This is a genomic window from Vibrio sp. (assembly GCF_050299255.1).
Taxonomy (GTDB): domain Bacteria; phylum Pseudomonadota; class Gammaproteobacteria; order Enterobacterales; family Vibrionaceae; genus Vibrio.
On record NZ_JBNKVP010000038.1, the window covers coordinates 17120 to 33006 of the forward strand.

Below are 15887 nucleotides of genomic sequence, written 5' to 3' on the forward strand. Positions count from 1 at the left end.
GAATAAGGCCTTGTTGATAAAAGACTACGTACCTAATTATGTTATCATCAGCCCTGTTGAAATAGCCGAGCACAAATTCTATGCTGCCAAATAAACAAACCGTTACCTCCAAAGATGTTGCCAAGCTTGCTGGCGTTTCCCAGTCGACCGTGTCACGAGTTTTTGTGCCGGGAAGCTCCGTGTCGGAGAAAACAAAGCAGAAAGTATTCGAAGCGGCTAAAGCGTTAAATTATCGCCCCAATGCGTTTGCTCGTAGTCTTACCACCAATGAATCAAAATTGATCGGTTTAGTGTTTCCTGATGCGGATTATCCTATTCACATGAAAACGCTGCAGTTAATTTCAACTGAATTACAGAAGCTGGGCTACTCTGCCGTGCTGATCCCCTGGCAGGTCGATGACGAAGACAACCACTCTATTCCAAACATTTTTCAGTACCGCGTGGATGGCGTGATCGCCGCGTCTGCCACTTTCAACAAAACCCTGTACGAAGAGTGTGAAGAGTTCAATATTCCTATTGTTCAGTATGCAAGAGTTGTTGAGGGCACACAAAGCAGCTATGTGATCAGTGACAACTACGAAGCAGGACAGCAAGCAGCACATTTATTGAATGCCAAAGGCGTAAAAAACGCCGTCTATCTGACCGGAGAAGTGCCGACATTTACTAATGATGAACGGGAAAAAGGCTTTTGCTCTGAATTTGAAGAATTAACCCGTCAAACCCCACGCGTAGTCGAAGCCAGTTATGACTACCAATCTTCGCTGGATGCGATTCGCACTCTATTTACAGACAATAATCGACCTGAAGCGGTGTTTTGTGCCACCGACAACCTTGCTATGGCTGTGATGGATGTCGCCCGCTATGAGTTTAATTTATCCATTCCAGACGACCTCCAGGTTATCGGCTTTGATAACATCCCTCAAGCTGAATGGTTAAGCTATCAATTAACAACTTTCCGCCAGGATTTCAAACGCTTAGCAAGAGAGAGTGTCAAAATTGTCGTTGACCAAATCAATAACAACAGTAACAGCCTCGTCAAGATGATGGTACCGGTTAAACTGCTTGTCCGGTCGACGACGAAAGCGTAGCTAGCAAAGCGACAATTGGTTTATTGAATAAGTATCTTTCATTTGTAGCCGTCTAAAATCTAATGAGCAGAGCCCCTGGTAATCGGGTGAGAATCGGAAAGACCGCCAGCTACTGTTTAGGAAAGATATACAGCGGAACGTCACTCTCCGAGTTCAAGGGGCAGGCTGCGATCCGCTGACCATTCAATAAGCCCTCCGTCGTAAACCGCCACGTTGCGGTGTCCGAGTACGTGGAGGATAAACGCATCGCTCGACGAGGCGATACCTCCACCGCAGTAGGTAATGACGCGCTCGGCTTCCAGCATCGGGCGAAACAACTGCCGCAGCTCTTCAACCGGACGATAGCGCATCGTCTTTCGGTCAAGGATTTCCCATGCTGTTACGTTTTTTGCACCGGGAATGTGCCCTCGTCCACCATATTCTTTACGTTCACCACGATGCTGGCGGCTACCCAGCGCATTTACGATGCACGTTGTCGGCTGCTCAATCGCTGAAAGAACTTCTCCCTTGCCTACGATAAGTTCCGACCGGACACGTGGGGTGAAGGTGGCAGCGGGATACGCACACGGCTTATTGGAGACGGGTCGGCCTTCCTGCTGCCACGCCGTCCAGCCACCGTTAAGAACCGCAGCATCGTCAAACCCAAACGTACGGAGCATCCACCACAACCGCGCAGCCCACATGTTCTCTCGCCCGTCATAAAGCACAACGCGAGTGCCGTCGCCGATACCAAGTCGGCCCATTTGCTCGGCGAACCATTCCGCTGTTGGCATGGTGAACGTATAGGAAGGCGCATTAGGGTCCGAGATTTTCAGCAGATCGGCAAATGCCGCGCCTGGTATGTGGTTTCGCTTAAACCCACGCCTACCGCTCTTGTCTTGATGTACGGGAACGGCCAGAGCTTGACTTGTACGGTTGCATCCACGACGCGTAGGTTGGGGTCATCTAAGTGTTCCTCCAGCCACTCCGCCTCGACGAGTGGTTGCAGCGTGCCCGTTTCGGCTATACGAGTATTGGGCTCACTCATGGTTATCTCCCGTAAGTAACGTGTGTAACCTGGAATAGTTAGCAAACTGTAACCTAATACTAGCACCAGAATGTTCTGACAAGAGGTCATCTAATCCGCCGTTCCCGGATATCAATCTGGCAAAGTTTCCCATCGTTAACTACCCTGAGAACATTAGTACATTTAGTGCCCTACTTAATTTAGCTTTTAATCGGAGACGATTATGAAACATAAAATGTTACTTATCCTGGTGCCTCTATTAACTGTGGCCAATTACCTCTTTGCCGCTGAAATCCCGGTACAAACCGAGGATGGCAGACTGGTAGGTGCTAATGGAATGACCCTTTATACTTTCGACAAAGATACCGCCGACAGTGGAAAAAGCATGTGTAACGGCTCCTGTGCAACGTATTGGCCGCCACTCTCAGCTTCTTCCGAAGCAACCGCCAGCGGGGATTTCAGCATCATCAGTCGTGATGACGGCAGTAAACAGTGGGCGTATAAGGGCAAACCGCTTTATTACTGGAGCAAGGATCAAAAGCCCGGCGACACAACTGGTGATGGATTCAAAGGGATTTGGCACCAAGTGAACCCCTAAAATACAGAGTAAAAAAGAGCAGAGACGAATCTCTGCTCTTGGCGCTTCTTCCCGACAAATTAGCGCTGTGCCTGCATAATAAAACGGTTATTTCTTCGCGTGAAACATAGCTTGTCCACTCTTGTCTTTATTTGACCAGAAGTTGATGTTGAACTGCGCATCATCACTGATGTCGATGCGGTGCCAGTACTGCGGCGGACTGGTCGCGAACTGACCGGCGTTGATTACTACTACTGTTTCAGGTTCTGTTGCTCTTTCATCGGCGAAACCGTAGTAAGTCACCTGCCCTTCCATCACACATAACTGGCCAAACACACCTGCGGCGGTATTGTGATGAGTAAGCAGCGCTTGGGGCACATTCTCTTTGGTAAAGAAAGGCGTTGAGCGTTGAATGGTCCAATCTTTCGGAATACGTAGATGCGACATAGTAATACCCTCTCTAACAATCAATATTGTTCACTTTGAATCTTGTTTCGTTTCTATGCTGACCATGAGGCTGATTAAGACTGAGCTACTGGTTGAGACAACTCACGTAGCAATGGAAATGCCTGAGTTACTTGATCGCCAGTGACGACAAAACCCGCCAGTTGGTTGCTCTCATTTTCGGCTTTCGCCACGATGCCAGATTGAGATATCTGTACGTTCCACGTCGCGATGCTGTTGAAGTTACCGGCAAGCTGAATCGGATAGCCCGGCGTTTTCACTTTTACCATCATGGGCGGTAGCACCAATTGTGCTTCCTGCCCCAAAAGCTGTTTGCCCAGTACGTTGGCACTCAATACTATCGGTTGCAGGTAAGGCATCATCCGTCCCTGTATTTCGGCACAGTCCCCCAGTGCATACACATTGGCCGCTGACGTTTGCAGACGAGCATCCACTGCAATGCCTTTATTTACCTCGATTCCTGATGCCTTGGCTAACTTGGTATTCGCGCGCAACCCAGCAGCGGAAATCACCACATCTGTTTCAACGATTTGGCCACTAGTTAATGTGGCCGCGAACGCGGTGCCCGAACCGTTCACCTCTGCCACACCATTACCAAGGGCGAGCTGGATACCTTGCTGTTTGAGTTGGTTTTCTAACGGTAAAGCGACAAATTCTGGAATCAGGTTCGCCAGTAAGCGTTGATTGGGCTCGATTACCGTAACGGCTTTGCCACTGCTGGCGAGATCCATTGCGATCTCTACACCGATCAACCCGCCGCCAATCACCAGTACGCGTTTTGCACTGCTGATTTGTGCTTCCGCTGTTTGGTATTCTTGCAATGAGTTCAGGGTAATAACTTGCTCTGCGGCGTTGCCCAACATCGGCGGTACAAAGGCTTTTGCCCCTGTCGCGAACACCAGTTTTGAATAGCCGTATGAACGACCATTTGCGACCACTTGCTGTGTTTGAGTATCCACGCTGTCAACAAAAGTGTTCGCCAACAATTCGATATTGTTTTCTTTAGCAAACGCGTCACCCGTTTTCACCACCAGATCCTGCGCCGTTTGCTGTTTACTGAAGACATGGCTCAAGTCTGGTTTGTTGTACTCGGAACCGTCATCGGCGGTGAAAACTTGAATCGGGGTTAGTGCATCCGTACGACGCACAGTTTTTACTAACTGGTACGCAGCAAAACCACTGCCAATAATAACGATTGGTGCTTTCATCATGGCCTCCTTAACCCTTGTATTCAACAAACACGTCTTTACCCAGGTGACATTCCGGGCAGAGGAAGTAATCCGGAACCTCAGGCCATGAAGTGCCCGGTTCAACACCCTGATTAGGCTCGCCTTTCGCTGGATCGTACACCCAGTTACACACGGTACATACCATGCATTGGCAATCGGCCGGGTGTGCTACTGAGCTAGGATTTGCTGGCTGAACTTCCGCTGCCGCCTGGGCCGTTGCTTGTTGTACTGGCTGAGCAAGTTGAGGCTGTTCAACCGCTGGCGCTGGTGCAAAAGCAGCACTTGGCAGTCCACTCTTCGCCCAAAGCTTCGCGATGTTCTGACCATGTTCACGACATGCGCGCATCGCTATACCATCTGGTCGCCATTTGGTTTTCAGGCTGACTGCCGTTTCGAAACCTGCATCAGTCAAGCGAGCATGAATACGGTCTACCGCACCACCATTCCAACCATAACTACCAAAAGCCGCGGCTTTCTTCGCTTTAAAACGAAGCCCGGTGATCTCCTCTAGCATGCCTGCAATTTTCGGCATCATGACATTATTCATGGTGGATGAGCCAACCAGCAGGCCTTTTGAACGGAACACGTTAGCTAAGATTTCGTTCTTATCATGTTTAGAAACGTTAAACACTTTTACCGCTACAGCGGGATCCACATCGTGAATACCTTGCGCAATCGCATCCGCCATCATGCGGGTATTGTTCGACATAGAGTCGTAGAAGATGGTGATACGGTCTTCTTGGTAGTTGTCAGCCCATGCCAGGTATTGCTCGATGATCTGTACCGGGTTGTCACGCCATACAATACCGTGAGAAGTAGCAATCATATCGACAGGAAGATTAAAGCTCAGCACCTCTTTGATTTTCGCGGTCACTAAGCTGCTAAATGGTGTCAGGATGTTGGAGTAGTAGCGCAAGCACTGTTCCATCAGCTCATTTTGATCAACTTCATCGTTAAACAGACGCTCATCGCAGTAGTGTTGCCCAAATGCATCGTTACTAAATAGAACTGCATCTCCGGTTAAGTAAGTCATCATACTGTCCGGCCAGTGCAGCATCGGCGCTTCAACAAAGACCAGTTGCTTACCGTTACCAATATCAATGCTGTCACCGGTTTTAACGGTTTTGAAATTCCAATCAGGACGGTGGTGGTGGCCGACAATCGAATCAATCGCCGCTTCAGTACAGTAGATTGGTGTGTTGGGAATTTTCTCCATCAATGCCGACAAAGCACCTGAGTGGTCCTCTTCTGCGTGGTTTACCACGATAAAATCGATCGACTTCAGGTCGATTTCCATTTCCAGATTTTGAATAAACTGCTGGCTGAATCGATGATCGACAGTATCGATAAGCACGGTTTTTTCTTCACGTATAAGATAACTGTTATAGCTGGTACCTTTTGTCATTTTGTATTCTGTACCGTGGAAGTCTTGCACTTCCCAATCGCGTTGACCTACCCAGTGAATGTTGTTTTTTACGTGAATTGTCATATTTACTACCTTAGATGACGGGATAAACAAAAATAATCTCTTTCCGTATTGCACTGGGCGTGCCAACTTTTATTTATGTTATTTATCAATTAGATATAATTTACACATCAATGTTTACTGTCATTTAGACACAGTTGAAATTTATCATAAAGACATTAAGATAGTCATATTGACACAACCGGTATCCGCTATGACTTCCCTAACCGCTCAATGGCTTCACATCACTCAAGATCTGAACTCCGCTCTTACTCGACAAGCACGTTTCGACACCTTGTTGACGACCATTCGGGATGTGTTGAACTGTGATTCATCGGCATTGCTTTTATATGAAGATCAGCACTTTAAGCCGCTGGCAATTAATGGGTTGGCGAAAGAAGTGTTAGGTCGTCGCTTTTGTATCGAGCAACATCCACGTTTAGAAGCCATTGCACGTGCCGGCGATATTGTGCGTTTTCCATCGGACAGCAACCTGCCCGACCCCTACGATGGTTTGATTCCCAACCATGAAGGAAAATTGCACGTCCATTCCTGTCTCGGGCTCCCACTGCTAATTGATGACCAGTTGATTGGAGCCATCACCATCGACGCCTTCGATCCAAACCAGTTTGACGGACTGCTCAATCAGGAGCTGCGTTTTATCAGCGCACTCGCAGCAGGTGGGTTGCACACCGCCCTGCTTCTGGAACAGTTAGAAACGCCAACCAGCCTGCCGCGTGAGTCGTATGCGGAAAACCACACTCTGCGCAATGAGATTATTGGTAACTCAACAGGCATGAAAGCGCTGCAAGAACAGATAGATGCCGTCGCCGATACCGAACTCTCGGTTCTGGTCATGGGTGAGACGGGGGTAGGTAAAGAACTGGTGGCGAGTGCCATTCATCACCGCTCCAGCCGAGCGGCCAACACTCTGGTGTACCTGAACTGTGCAGCCTTGCCTGAATCTGTCGCGGAGAGTGAACTGTTCGGCCATATCAAAGGGGCATTTACCGGCGCGATCAGCAATCGCAAAGGTAAGTTCGAACAAGCGGATGGTGGCACTCTGTTTTTAGATGAAGTGGGCGAACTTTCCCTGGCGCTACAGGCAAAACTGCTACGTGCATTGCAGTATGGCGATATCCAGCGGGTCGGAGATGACCGCCATATTCGTGTGAATACTCGCATAGTGGCAGCCACCAACCGTATTCTGCATGAAGAGGTCACCGCGGGGCGTTTTCGCGCCGACTTATATCACCGCTTGAGCGTATTCCCTCTGCATGTGCCGCCACTTCGTGACCGCGAGGATGATGTAGTGCTGTTGGCTGGCTTCTTCGCAGAGCAACTCAAAAGCAAGCTGGGGCTAAACAGCATTCGTCTGTCACCTACTCAGCTCCAAGCCCTTAAAGAATACACATGGCCGGGTAACGTGCGTGAATTGGAGCACGTGATCAAACGAGCAGGTGTATTAGCGAAAGCCCGAACTCAATCAATGGACATTGAATTGGGTGAACAAGATTTCGATATCACATTGCCAAATCAAAACCTCCCGGGCAAAAAATCAGCGCCTCAAAATGCTCAATTGAAACTAGCTGATACCGGGTTGAAGGAAGCCACCGATGTATTTCAAAAAGCCATGATTCTTCAAACTCTGGAGCAGAATCAAGGTAACTGGGCAGCAACGGCACGCCAGTTGGAACTGGATAATGGCAATTTGCACCGTTTGGCGAAACGGTTAGGCATTAAGTAAAAAATCTATACGAATTTAGATCGTCAGTTGAGTCTCGGGAGGAGATGGCCTAGCGTCCTAGCTTTGAATCACGCTTCTTAAACAGCTCGAATCTGGACACAAGTTGATTACGTCAACATAACCAAAAACCTGGTTTCAGGTAATTTCTCAAACACAGACATCCAAACCTACCATTTCGGCGGAACTCTGTTTGTAAGGATCGCCAGACAATATTCTGGTACTCCATCTATCACATAAACACCACAGCCACCTGGCATATTACGAGGTTTATGTGTTGGAGATAAAAACTCTGTCCTCTATTGGTAATCCCTTTGCTGACAATACCATACAGAAATTATTCGATCTCTTTAGCATAATTTCCAAACACTTCATGTATTCAAGCGAAGGCTACTAATGAGGCTTCAGACGTTATACCAGGTTTCTTCAAAAGTTTACGGATCAACCAACAGATTCAGTGTATACAGAAATCGATGTAGGTTCTGTTTTCGGTATTTAGTTACCCCTAGAGCAGCAAAAACTGTTAATTCCATGCTGCAAGACAGTAATATAAGCGAACTTTTCAATCTTCGCCCTAAAATGTATGACCAACCGACTCATACTTATGTATGTGTGGGTTGGAATAAAGAAACTCGCTTAAGAAACCTGGCTGCTCATTTCAGTTTTATGTCAAAAGAATTGGGCAGCAAGTGCATGGAAATATATTCAGAACAAGGTTATAAACTATTTTCTATCCAAGGAAATAATGATGATGAATACGATGTACGTCTTTGTAGGGGAGAATGGCGTGAAGGCTCTCTAGGTCTAGCGATAACAAATAAACAGGCAAAAATTATCTATTTCACCACTTTTTGTGTCACTGAAAGCAGAGAGCTATTTATTGGTTGTGTACAGGGAGCAAAGGCAGATGCTGAGGAGCGTTCGGCTACCATTAAGTCTCTAACAAAAGCGCAGCATGGAATGAGACCTAAAGCACTTATTGTCGAGTTAACACTGATGTTTGCTCGGCACTTTGGCCTGGAAAACGCTTACTGTGTGTCTAACAAAGGGCATGTCTACAGCGCATTCGGTTATCAAAGTAAAAAACGACGTAAAAAAGTGTTCTTTGACTACGACGCTTTTTGCACCGAGTTAAACGGGGTAAAACAAAATCAGTACAAATTTAAGCTACCTCTAGAAAGCATTCGAAGAGATTTAAATGAGCTAAATAGAACTAAGAGAAAAATGTATCGCAAGCGATATGAAATGCTTGATAAATATCAGGAACAGATGACAGCATCACTATCAATTTAAGGCCATTAGCCGTTATATTCCGAATTTATGCAACTCCTGCTAAGCGATGAAATCTGCTTGTGATTATCATTAAAAATGCATGGTTCAGAGTTATGTCGTTGTCGAAGCTGAATAAGATTCTAGATGAAGCAACGCCAGCGCTAAGCTGGCGTTGTTATTTTTAAAGTTCAGGCAAGATCTGTTACATGATCTGCAATATAAGTATCCAATGAGCGTGCTGGTTTGCCTGTGAGTGTTTGTACATCTCCACTTACTTCGGCAGTCCAGCCTTCACGTACCGGGTAGAAGATAGAAGTCAGGAACTCAGCGTAGTCTGTCGGTACACCAACTGATTTCAGCATGTCACAAAAAGCGCCGTCTTCCATCGCCTGATAGCTAACTGGCTTACCGATCGCAAAACTTATTTTCTGAGCCGCTTGCGCATAACTTAAAGCTTCTGGACCAGTTAAGTTGAACGCCTGATTATCAAATCGGTCGCTGGTTAGCGCCGCGGCCGCACTACTGGCAATATCACGCACGTCAATAAAGCTGGATTTGCCTTCAGCGGCGGGAACGGCAATCACGCCCTGGTCGATACCCGCTTTCCAGTAGGTGTGGAAGTTATCGGCAAACCAGTTCGGCCGGAGGATAACATACGGGACACCGGAGTTTTCCAGCGCGATCTCGACCTGGCGGTAAGGAATCGAATCATCAGCATCGACTCCCAGTACGCTCTGAAATACCACTTTAACATTGCGTTCTGCGGCCGCCTGAATCACAGGAGTCAGCAGTGCTTTCGCTTCTACATAACCACCCGGCAACATAACATAGGCGCGGTTAACCCCTTCAAACGCTTCTGCATATGTAGAAGGATCGGCAAAGTCAAATACTACACCTTCTGCTGCACCAACGGCTTTGCCACTGCGTGAAGCTGCTTTAACCTGCTCTCCCTTTGCCAGCAGTTCTGTTACCAAAGGCTGACCTACATTACCCGATGCGCCTAAAACCAATATTTTGTTCATGATGTTCTCCTAGGTATATTTTGGAAACTATGTACTTGTTGGAAACTTGGTTATTAATCTATACTTCATTAATTGAGTTGTGAAGAAGGCACTTTTTGGTAACAAGGTGTCTTTGAGGTAACCACCCTGTGGTTTGAGCATAGAGGATAGAGAATGGATTTTGCGTACAATATTTATGAAAATCGCTGCCCGACCAGAGCGGTACTGGACCGCATCGCTGATAAATGGGCATTGCTGATCCTTGATAAACTGCGCGGCGAGCCGGTGCGATTCAATCATCTGAAGCGCGACATTAAAGGAATATCTCAGAAGGTGTTATCCCAAACGCTGAAAAAGCTGGAGCGGGATGGCCTGGTTAGCCGAACCGTGTTTCCGACCGTGCCTGTCACCGTAGAGTATGCCCTGACACCGCTTGGCAATACACTCACTGAAGCAGTCGCGGCTCTCTCGCACTGGGCGGAAGATAATATGGATGCCGTGCTCGCGGCCCAGCAGGATTACGACACAAAGTTGGAAGCGGATAAATAAAGGCAACGAATTCAAGCCGAGGCTCAGAACTACTGATTAAGGCAGAAAAACAAACAAGCGACCAGCCGCAAGTGCGGGATCGCTTGTTGATTGGGCTAAAATAAATAGAGTTAATTAATTACAGCGTACAACGCCAACACCATCTAATTCATAACCCTCTTTCCAGAGCGAAGAAATTTTCACATCTTCAAAGTACGGACACGCAGTATACTGAAAAGTGTATTCGTCAATTTCACCACCACTACCTCGAGTATAATACTCTTGGTTAAATACGGCTTTATTGTTCTTCAAGAAGTTATCTTCATAATCGGTACATTCATTACCGTAAGCAAAACACTGTTCGTTGATGGCAAAATCAAAGAATGGTTCCAGCTCGTTTGCTTGGCCGATATCATTTTTCAGAGCAATGCTTAAACCTCGTGCATGCGCTTCAGTAGCCAGCCATTTGTTGTAATTCAGCTGGTCAGCAGAACTGATGAAACCTTGAGTTTCGCTGGTATTTTCGTATCCATCGATGTTGTCTGGTTCTATACCATCACAACCATTTTGCGCCGCAAGATCCAAACGGGCCTGCATGATAGGTTTGATACTATCGTTCAATGCAGTTTCGTTACTGATATCCAGCCACACTTCACCCGGCCAATCTTGCATCGCACCATCTGCGATTACCGAATCTGTAGAAAAATCATCGGCATCTGGTCGCCAGTCTTCACGTGTTCCTGCACTGAAATAGCAGATAACTTTTTTGCCCTCGCTTTTAAGCCTGGCAATAACACTCTCATTAATTCCGTCGAAAAGGTCGATTCCGTAAACGTCAACAGCTGGATCGATAGTCAGATTGTTGTAGTTCTGCAACTGCCAGGTCCAGCTTGTGCCAGGTGAAGGAACCCAAATGGCTGAACTATCAGTACCGCTGTTATCTGTGCTGTCTGTACCACCGGTGGAAGTATCGGTACCGGTGTTATCGGTGCTGTCTGTACCGCCAGTAGACGTATCAGTACCGGTGTTATCAGTGCTGTCTGTACCACCGGTGGAAGTATCGGTACCGGTGTTATCGGTGCTATCTGTACCGCCAGTAGACGTATCGGTACCAGTGTTATCGGTGCTATCTGTACCGCCAGTAGACGTATCAGTACCGGTGTTATCAGTGCTGTCTGCAAGTGAGATAGTCACTGTTGCAGTTGAACTTGAACCGCCTTTGCTGATGGTATAAGTAAAAGAATCGCTGCTATCAAATCTGTTATACGGTATGTAAACAATTGTGCCATTGTTTTTTACACGTACTTTACCGTTAGCAGGTTTGGTCACTGTGATAGTCGGTTTTGAAGCATAGGTGTCGTTAGCTAATACTTTGATATTAGTCTTAACGACATCGGTAATTGTAACATTGTCATCGACGGCAATCAGATTGTTGGCGGCAGCTGACGCTAAACCTGGGGCCATTAATAAGGAAAAAGGAACGATAACTGTACACAGTTGAGATAATTTGTTCGTATTAATGCCAGGCTGAGTGAATTTTTGCTTATTCAATTTATTACCTCTGCAAATATGAGTTAAAAAACAATAAAAAGCCCTTCCTATGACGAGAACTAACTTCGCCGATAAGAAAATAAAATTAATTATATTTTTGAAAAATGATTACGTTACAAAATTATTAAAATCTTATATCGAAATATTGAATACCACGTGTGGTTTCATTGTGTTTAAAATGTGTTTTTATATAATCAATAAAGCGAAGTTATGTTATCAACAAAATTGTTTAAAACTCAAACACAACTTGGTCAATTTAAAGTCAATTTTCATTTACACAAATAAAACAAAAGGATATCGACAAAAACGCGTCCTATTATATGTGTCCGCTTGCTTAGTTTATAATTATATACTGCAATCATACTTATATTGCCAACCAGACAATTAAAATGAGTTCATATTAACAACATGCATATAAGTAGCTTGCCGATGTTAAAATCTTGATCTGTTCATATATGGATGGTGTTGTGCGTCGAATTAATTTAATCAGGCCAAAACAACCCGCTTCAACTGGTCTGAACTAAGCTTGGAGTAATGATTCATTCTATGTGACAGGCAAGATTACGTGGACGGAAGTAGCCAAAAAAAACCAAGAAAGAAAGCCCGAATCAGTAGCAGAACACCCGTACCACAGAAAAAGAAAATTGTGGTTGCCCCTGATCTGCCTGTGCATCTCTCTATGTGCGAGTTTTATCAAACCTGTTTGGCTGCTGCACGTGAGTTAGAACCCGGTATATTGGATGATCGCAACAGCGAATATCTTCATCAGTATCGGGTTTATCTGAGGAAAATGCGAGCCATCGCATCCACACTCAAAGAATTGAAGACGGATGTTACCCGCCATCGGTTCATTCCTGCACTGAAAGATTTGATGAAACATACCAATCAACTGCGGGATCTGGATGTCTATCTTTTGAAATCTAATTTCTTTTACAGTGAACTGGACAAAAAATATCACCCAGGATTAACACAATTCTTTGATGATATTAATTTTCTCAGAATTCATGAATATAACCGGGTTGTTAAATGGTTTTCCTCTGAACGTTATCAGAAAAAGTGCCATAATGTCGAACAACAGATCCTGTCTATTCTCAATACCTTACATGATAAAAACGGCCCAGAAAACAGTAAAAAGTACGGCAATATGGTGATAGCACGAAGTTATGAAAAGGTAGTTAACCAGGCAACTTTAATTAATAAAAAAAGTAAAGATAAAGAAATTCATCGATTAAGGATCAACTGTAAGAACCTACGTTATTTGTTGGAGTTTTTTACTCCGGTATTAGATAAAACTGTTTACCAGCATCAGGTAAAAGCACTCAAATCCTTGCAGCATATTCTGGGTGAATTCAATGATTCATCAGTCCAGACTAAGTTTCTGACTAATTACTTGAAACATATAGAGGACCACAGCCCCGCATACCGCGCTGTGTCTCAATTAAAACAGCTTACCGAAAACCGTCAATTCTTAGAACGCAAGCAATTACTAGAGCAGTTAAGCTCAAAGTTGTAGTTTCCACCTTACCTGAACCTCACTTGTTTAATGGCACTTCCTGATCAACATCACTGAAAAAAACCTTGTTCACTGCATCTTCATAAGCCTATGTATATACTCAAGTAAATTACACCAACATTGGACGTCAGCCACATGAAAACATCGCGCCTTATACTCCCCGCAATACTGCTGTCTGCGCTTTCTGCGGCCACTAGTGCCAGCGAATGCGGTGAAATTACCATCGCCGATATGAACTGGAATTCGGCCAGCTTAATGGCACATATCGACCAATTCATTCTCAATGAAGGTTATCAATGTAAGGCAGAACTGATACCGGGAGACAGCGTACCGACCGGCACTTCGATGATAGAAAAAGGTGAACCGGATATTGCGCCAGAGCTTTGGACCAACGGCATCAAAGAAGCACTCGAAAAAGGCATTGCCGATAAACGACTACGTATTGCGGGCAAGTCTTTGGTCAATGGTGGAGAAGAAGGCTTCTGGGTGCCTGCTTATCTGGTAAAACAGTATCCGGAACTGGCAAAGATAGAGGGTGTCATTCAGCATGCGAGTTTGTTTGAACACCCGGAAGATGATGAAAAGTCGGCATTTTATAGCTGCCCGGCTGGCTGGACATGTCAAATCACTTCCGGGCACCTATTTGATGCTTTGGAGCTTGAAAAATACGGCTTTGAAATGGTCGACCCGGGTTCGGGCGCAGCTTTAGCAGGCACTATTGCCAAAGCCTACGAACGTGAAAAACCCTGGTTTGGCTATTACTGGTCACCAACGCCGGTACTGGGAAAATACGAAATGGTTAAGGTCGATTTTGGTAGCGGAACAGATTTGGAAGAGTACCAAACCTGTACCACCCAGCCAGACTGTGAATCACCTAAAGTCACTATGTATCCGCCATCGCCAGTGCACACAGTAACAACAGAAGCATTTGCCCAGAAAGAACCACTGGCGTATGCGTATTTACAAAAGCGCGGATTTACCAACCAGCAAATGAGCCAGTTATTGGCTTGGATGGAAGACAATCAAGCGGATGCCGAGGAAGCCATGTACTACTTCTTTGAAACCTATCCTGAGCTTTGGAAAACTTGGGTATCCGAAGATGTCGCCGCGAAACTAGAAAACGCCATCTAGCGCTGAAGTATCTCCTCCCCTTAACCAGATTTGCACTGAATGTTTAAGGGGAGGGTTTGCTGGTAACACCAAACTCTCCCCCCGCCTCATCAGCCAACCCAGCGCAGCAGCATAGCTTGAGCGTACTCAATGAACAGACATTAAGTGCTTAATTAAAAGCTCATCTCAGCGATACGCCAGACAGATATGGGTGAAGAAAGATGACCACCGCAAACACGACGATTCCCACGACCAAACATATCGCATCCTGAAACCAGCCTGCTCGCTCAGGCTTAACCCACTGCCCTTCTCGTTTATTGATCAATACCATTTCCACGGCTGCCCAGACACCAAGCCCGCCAAACAACAGCACCGAACGGGAATCGCCATTTGCCAGTAGATGAGCGACCGCCCAAACGATAACGCTCGCCAACTGAGGATGACGAATCAGTTGCTTAATATTGGTAGGGAGTTTAGAAGCCACAAATAGAACAAACGCGAAAATCATCAAAATGAGGGTTAACAGGCGGCCAAATTCCGGCAAAACATACAATAGGGTTGGAATGCTACTGCGCCACCCTACCACAATCAGGATTAGCGAAAGCAGAATGAGAACCGAGAACACTCCCTTGTAAGCGAGTTCCCCATAACGACTCACTATCGAAGCTTTGCCCGCGACTGAGACAGAAGGAAACAAATGAACGACAGACCAAAGTAACAACCCCAGAAGTAGATATAACATAGCCTCTCCGTTTTACTTTCTGATATAAACCCTTTTATCTAAGGTAACCTTTCCGTTGTTCAAAAAGGAGGGACGCCATGTTACTGCCGCCATATTACACTTAGTTTAATGCATTTAGTTTAATACCACCTGACAATTCTAGTGTGTGATCGAGTGAACTATGCTGCAAATTTATTCAGTAGAGGGCGCTCAAACGATCCTGCAGACGGGTCTAGGTTTCAAGCCGACAGTACTATCAACCTAAATGACACCTATATCAGCGACATATTAACTGCTGTAATAGTCAACGCTGTAACTCGGCTTGCAGATAACTGATTAAACCAACAAACAGGTGTGCCACCATGTCGATCTATTCGATTGTTTAATAGGTATTGCTTTCATGTTTTTTTGTTAGACAGTTACGATGTACCCACTTCCCAATAGCGTACTTAATGAATGGATTAAAAGTACATCACTTAGCAAATGGATTAGATGTGAAATATCGTTGAGGTATTACAAATGAAAAAATCAGTTATCGCGGCATCAATCGCAACCATCGCAACCGTCGGCGCTATCGCAACTGCTAGCGCATGTTCAAGTGTATCGGCTATGACTGA

General features: G+C 45.7%; 15 protein-coding genes. 7 read left to right on the forward strand and 8 right to left on the reverse strand.

Annotated elements, in window-relative coordinates; genetic code table 11:
• Nucleotides 1–80: 80 nt before the first annotated feature.
• Nucleotides 81–1088: a LacI family DNA-binding transcriptional regulator gene (locus ACQY6F_RS11530; RefSeq protein WP_428774509.1), complete on the forward strand. Its 1008-nt coding sequence runs from the start codon at nt 81–83 to the stop codon at nt 1086–1088.
• Nucleotides 1089–1228: 140 nt separating this feature from the next.
• On the opposite strand, the gene ACQY6F_RS11535 is transcribed toward ACQY6F_RS11530, so the two are convergent.
• Together ACQY6F_RS11535 and ACQY6F_RS11540 are read right to left on the reverse strand one after the other, a co-directional pair.
• On the reverse strand, nt 1229–1987 hold the full coding sequence (locus tag ACQY6F_RS11535; protein WP_428774529.1) for a sulfurtransferase: 759 nt from the start codon (nt 1985–1987) through the stop codon (nt 1229–1231).
• Complete coding sequence (locus ACQY6F_RS11540; RefSeq protein ID WP_428774510.1) at nt 1900–2115, reverse strand: hypothetical protein; 216 nt, start codon at nt 2113–2115, stop codon at nt 1900–1902. Before ACQY6F_RS11540 ends, ACQY6F_RS11535 begins: the two co-directional genes overlap by 88 nt.
• 202 nt (nt 2116–2317) lie before the next feature.
• On the opposite strand from ACQY6F_RS11540, the gene ACQY6F_RS11545 reads away from it, so the two are divergent.
• Nucleotides 2318–2692 carry a COG4315 family predicted lipoprotein gene (locus ACQY6F_RS11545; protein WP_428774511.1) on the forward strand — a complete coding sequence of 125 codons (375 nt, stop codon included), beginning with the start codon at nt 2318–2320 and terminating at the stop codon, nt 2690–2692.
• A gap of 87 nt (nt 2693–2779) precedes the next feature.
• On the opposite strand, the gene ACQY6F_RS11550 is transcribed toward ACQY6F_RS11545, so the two are convergent.
• The 3 genes from ACQY6F_RS11550 to norV form a co-directional block, all read right to left on the reverse strand.
• The gene (locus ACQY6F_RS11550) at nt 2780–3118 is read right to left on the reverse strand and encodes a DUF1971 domain-containing protein (protein ID WP_428774513.1); all 339 of its coding nucleotides are present in this window, start codon (nt 3116–3118) and stop codon (nt 2780–2782) included.
• A gap of 74 nt (nt 3119–3192) precedes the next feature.
• Nucleotides 3193–4344 (reverse strand): NADH:flavorubredoxin reductase NorW, encoded by a 1152-nt coding sequence (gene norW / locus ACQY6F_RS11555; RefSeq protein WP_428774514.1) that lies wholly within the window; start codon nt 4342–4344, stop codon nt 3193–3195.
• Between the two features lie 10 nt (nt 4345–4354).
• A complete protein-coding gene (gene norV / locus ACQY6F_RS11560) occupies nt 4355–5854 on the reverse strand; it encodes an anaerobic nitric oxide reductase flavorubredoxin (protein ID WP_428774515.1) in 1500 nt (499 codons plus the stop codon).
• Nucleotides 5855–6044: 190 nt separating this feature from the next.
• Between norV and norR the strand changes: the two genes are divergently transcribed.
• Both norR and ACQY6F_RS11570 read left to right on the forward strand, forming a co-directional pair.
• Nucleotides 6045–7577, forward strand: a complete 1533-nt coding sequence (gene norR / locus ACQY6F_RS11565; protein ID WP_428774517.1) for a nitric oxide reductase transcriptional regulator NorR — start codon at nt 6045–6047, stop codon at nt 7575–7577.
• Nucleotides 7578–7970: 393 nt separating this feature from the next.
• Nucleotides 7971–8867, forward strand: coding sequence for a VirK/YbjX family protein (locus ACQY6F_RS11570; RefSeq protein ID WP_428774518.1), 897 nt, complete (start codon nt 7971–7973; stop codon nt 8865–8867).
• A gap of 167 nt (nt 8868–9034) precedes the next feature.
• Here ACQY6F_RS11570 and ACQY6F_RS11575 read toward each other — a convergent pair whose 3' ends face one another.
• Nucleotides 9035–9868, reverse strand: coding sequence for an SDR family oxidoreductase (locus tag ACQY6F_RS11575; protein WP_428774520.1), 834 nt, complete (start codon nt 9866–9868; stop codon nt 9035–9037).
• A 153-nt stretch (nt 9869–10021) separates the two neighbouring features.
• Between ACQY6F_RS11575 and ACQY6F_RS11580 the strand changes: the two genes are divergently transcribed.
• Nucleotides 10022–10396: a winged helix-turn-helix transcriptional regulator gene (locus ACQY6F_RS11580; protein WP_428774521.1), complete on the forward strand. Its 375-nt coding sequence runs from the start codon at nt 10022–10024 to the stop codon at nt 10394–10396.
• 114 nt (nt 10397–10510) lie between these two features.
• On the opposite strand, the gene ACQY6F_RS11585 is transcribed toward ACQY6F_RS11580, so the two are convergent.
• Nucleotides 10511–11926: an endo alpha-1,4 polygalactosaminidase gene (locus ACQY6F_RS11585; RefSeq protein WP_428774522.1), complete on the reverse strand. Its 1416-nt coding sequence runs from the start codon at nt 11924–11926 to the stop codon at nt 10511–10513.
• A gap of 565 nt (nt 11927–12491) precedes the next feature.
• On the opposite strand from ACQY6F_RS11585, the gene ACQY6F_RS11590 reads away from it, so the two are divergent.
• Nucleotides 12492–13439: a CHAD domain-containing protein gene (locus ACQY6F_RS11590; RefSeq protein WP_428774523.1), complete on the forward strand. Its 948-nt coding sequence runs from the start codon at nt 12492–12494 to the stop codon at nt 13437–13439.
• Between the two features lie 135 nt (nt 13440–13574).
• Entirely contained in the window at nt 13575–14570 is a 996-nt protein-coding gene (locus tag ACQY6F_RS11595) for an ABC transporter substrate-binding protein (RefSeq protein ID WP_428774525.1), read from the forward strand.
• Nucleotides 14571–14730: 160 nt separating this feature from the next.
• Here the strand turns inward: ACQY6F_RS11595 and ACQY6F_RS11600 are convergent, their stop codons facing one another.
• Nucleotides 14731–15291, reverse strand: a complete 561-nt coding sequence (locus tag ACQY6F_RS11600) for an NnrU family protein (protein WP_428774527.1) — start codon at nt 15289–15291, stop codon at nt 14731–14733.
• Nucleotides 15292–15887: the final 596 nt, after the last annotated feature.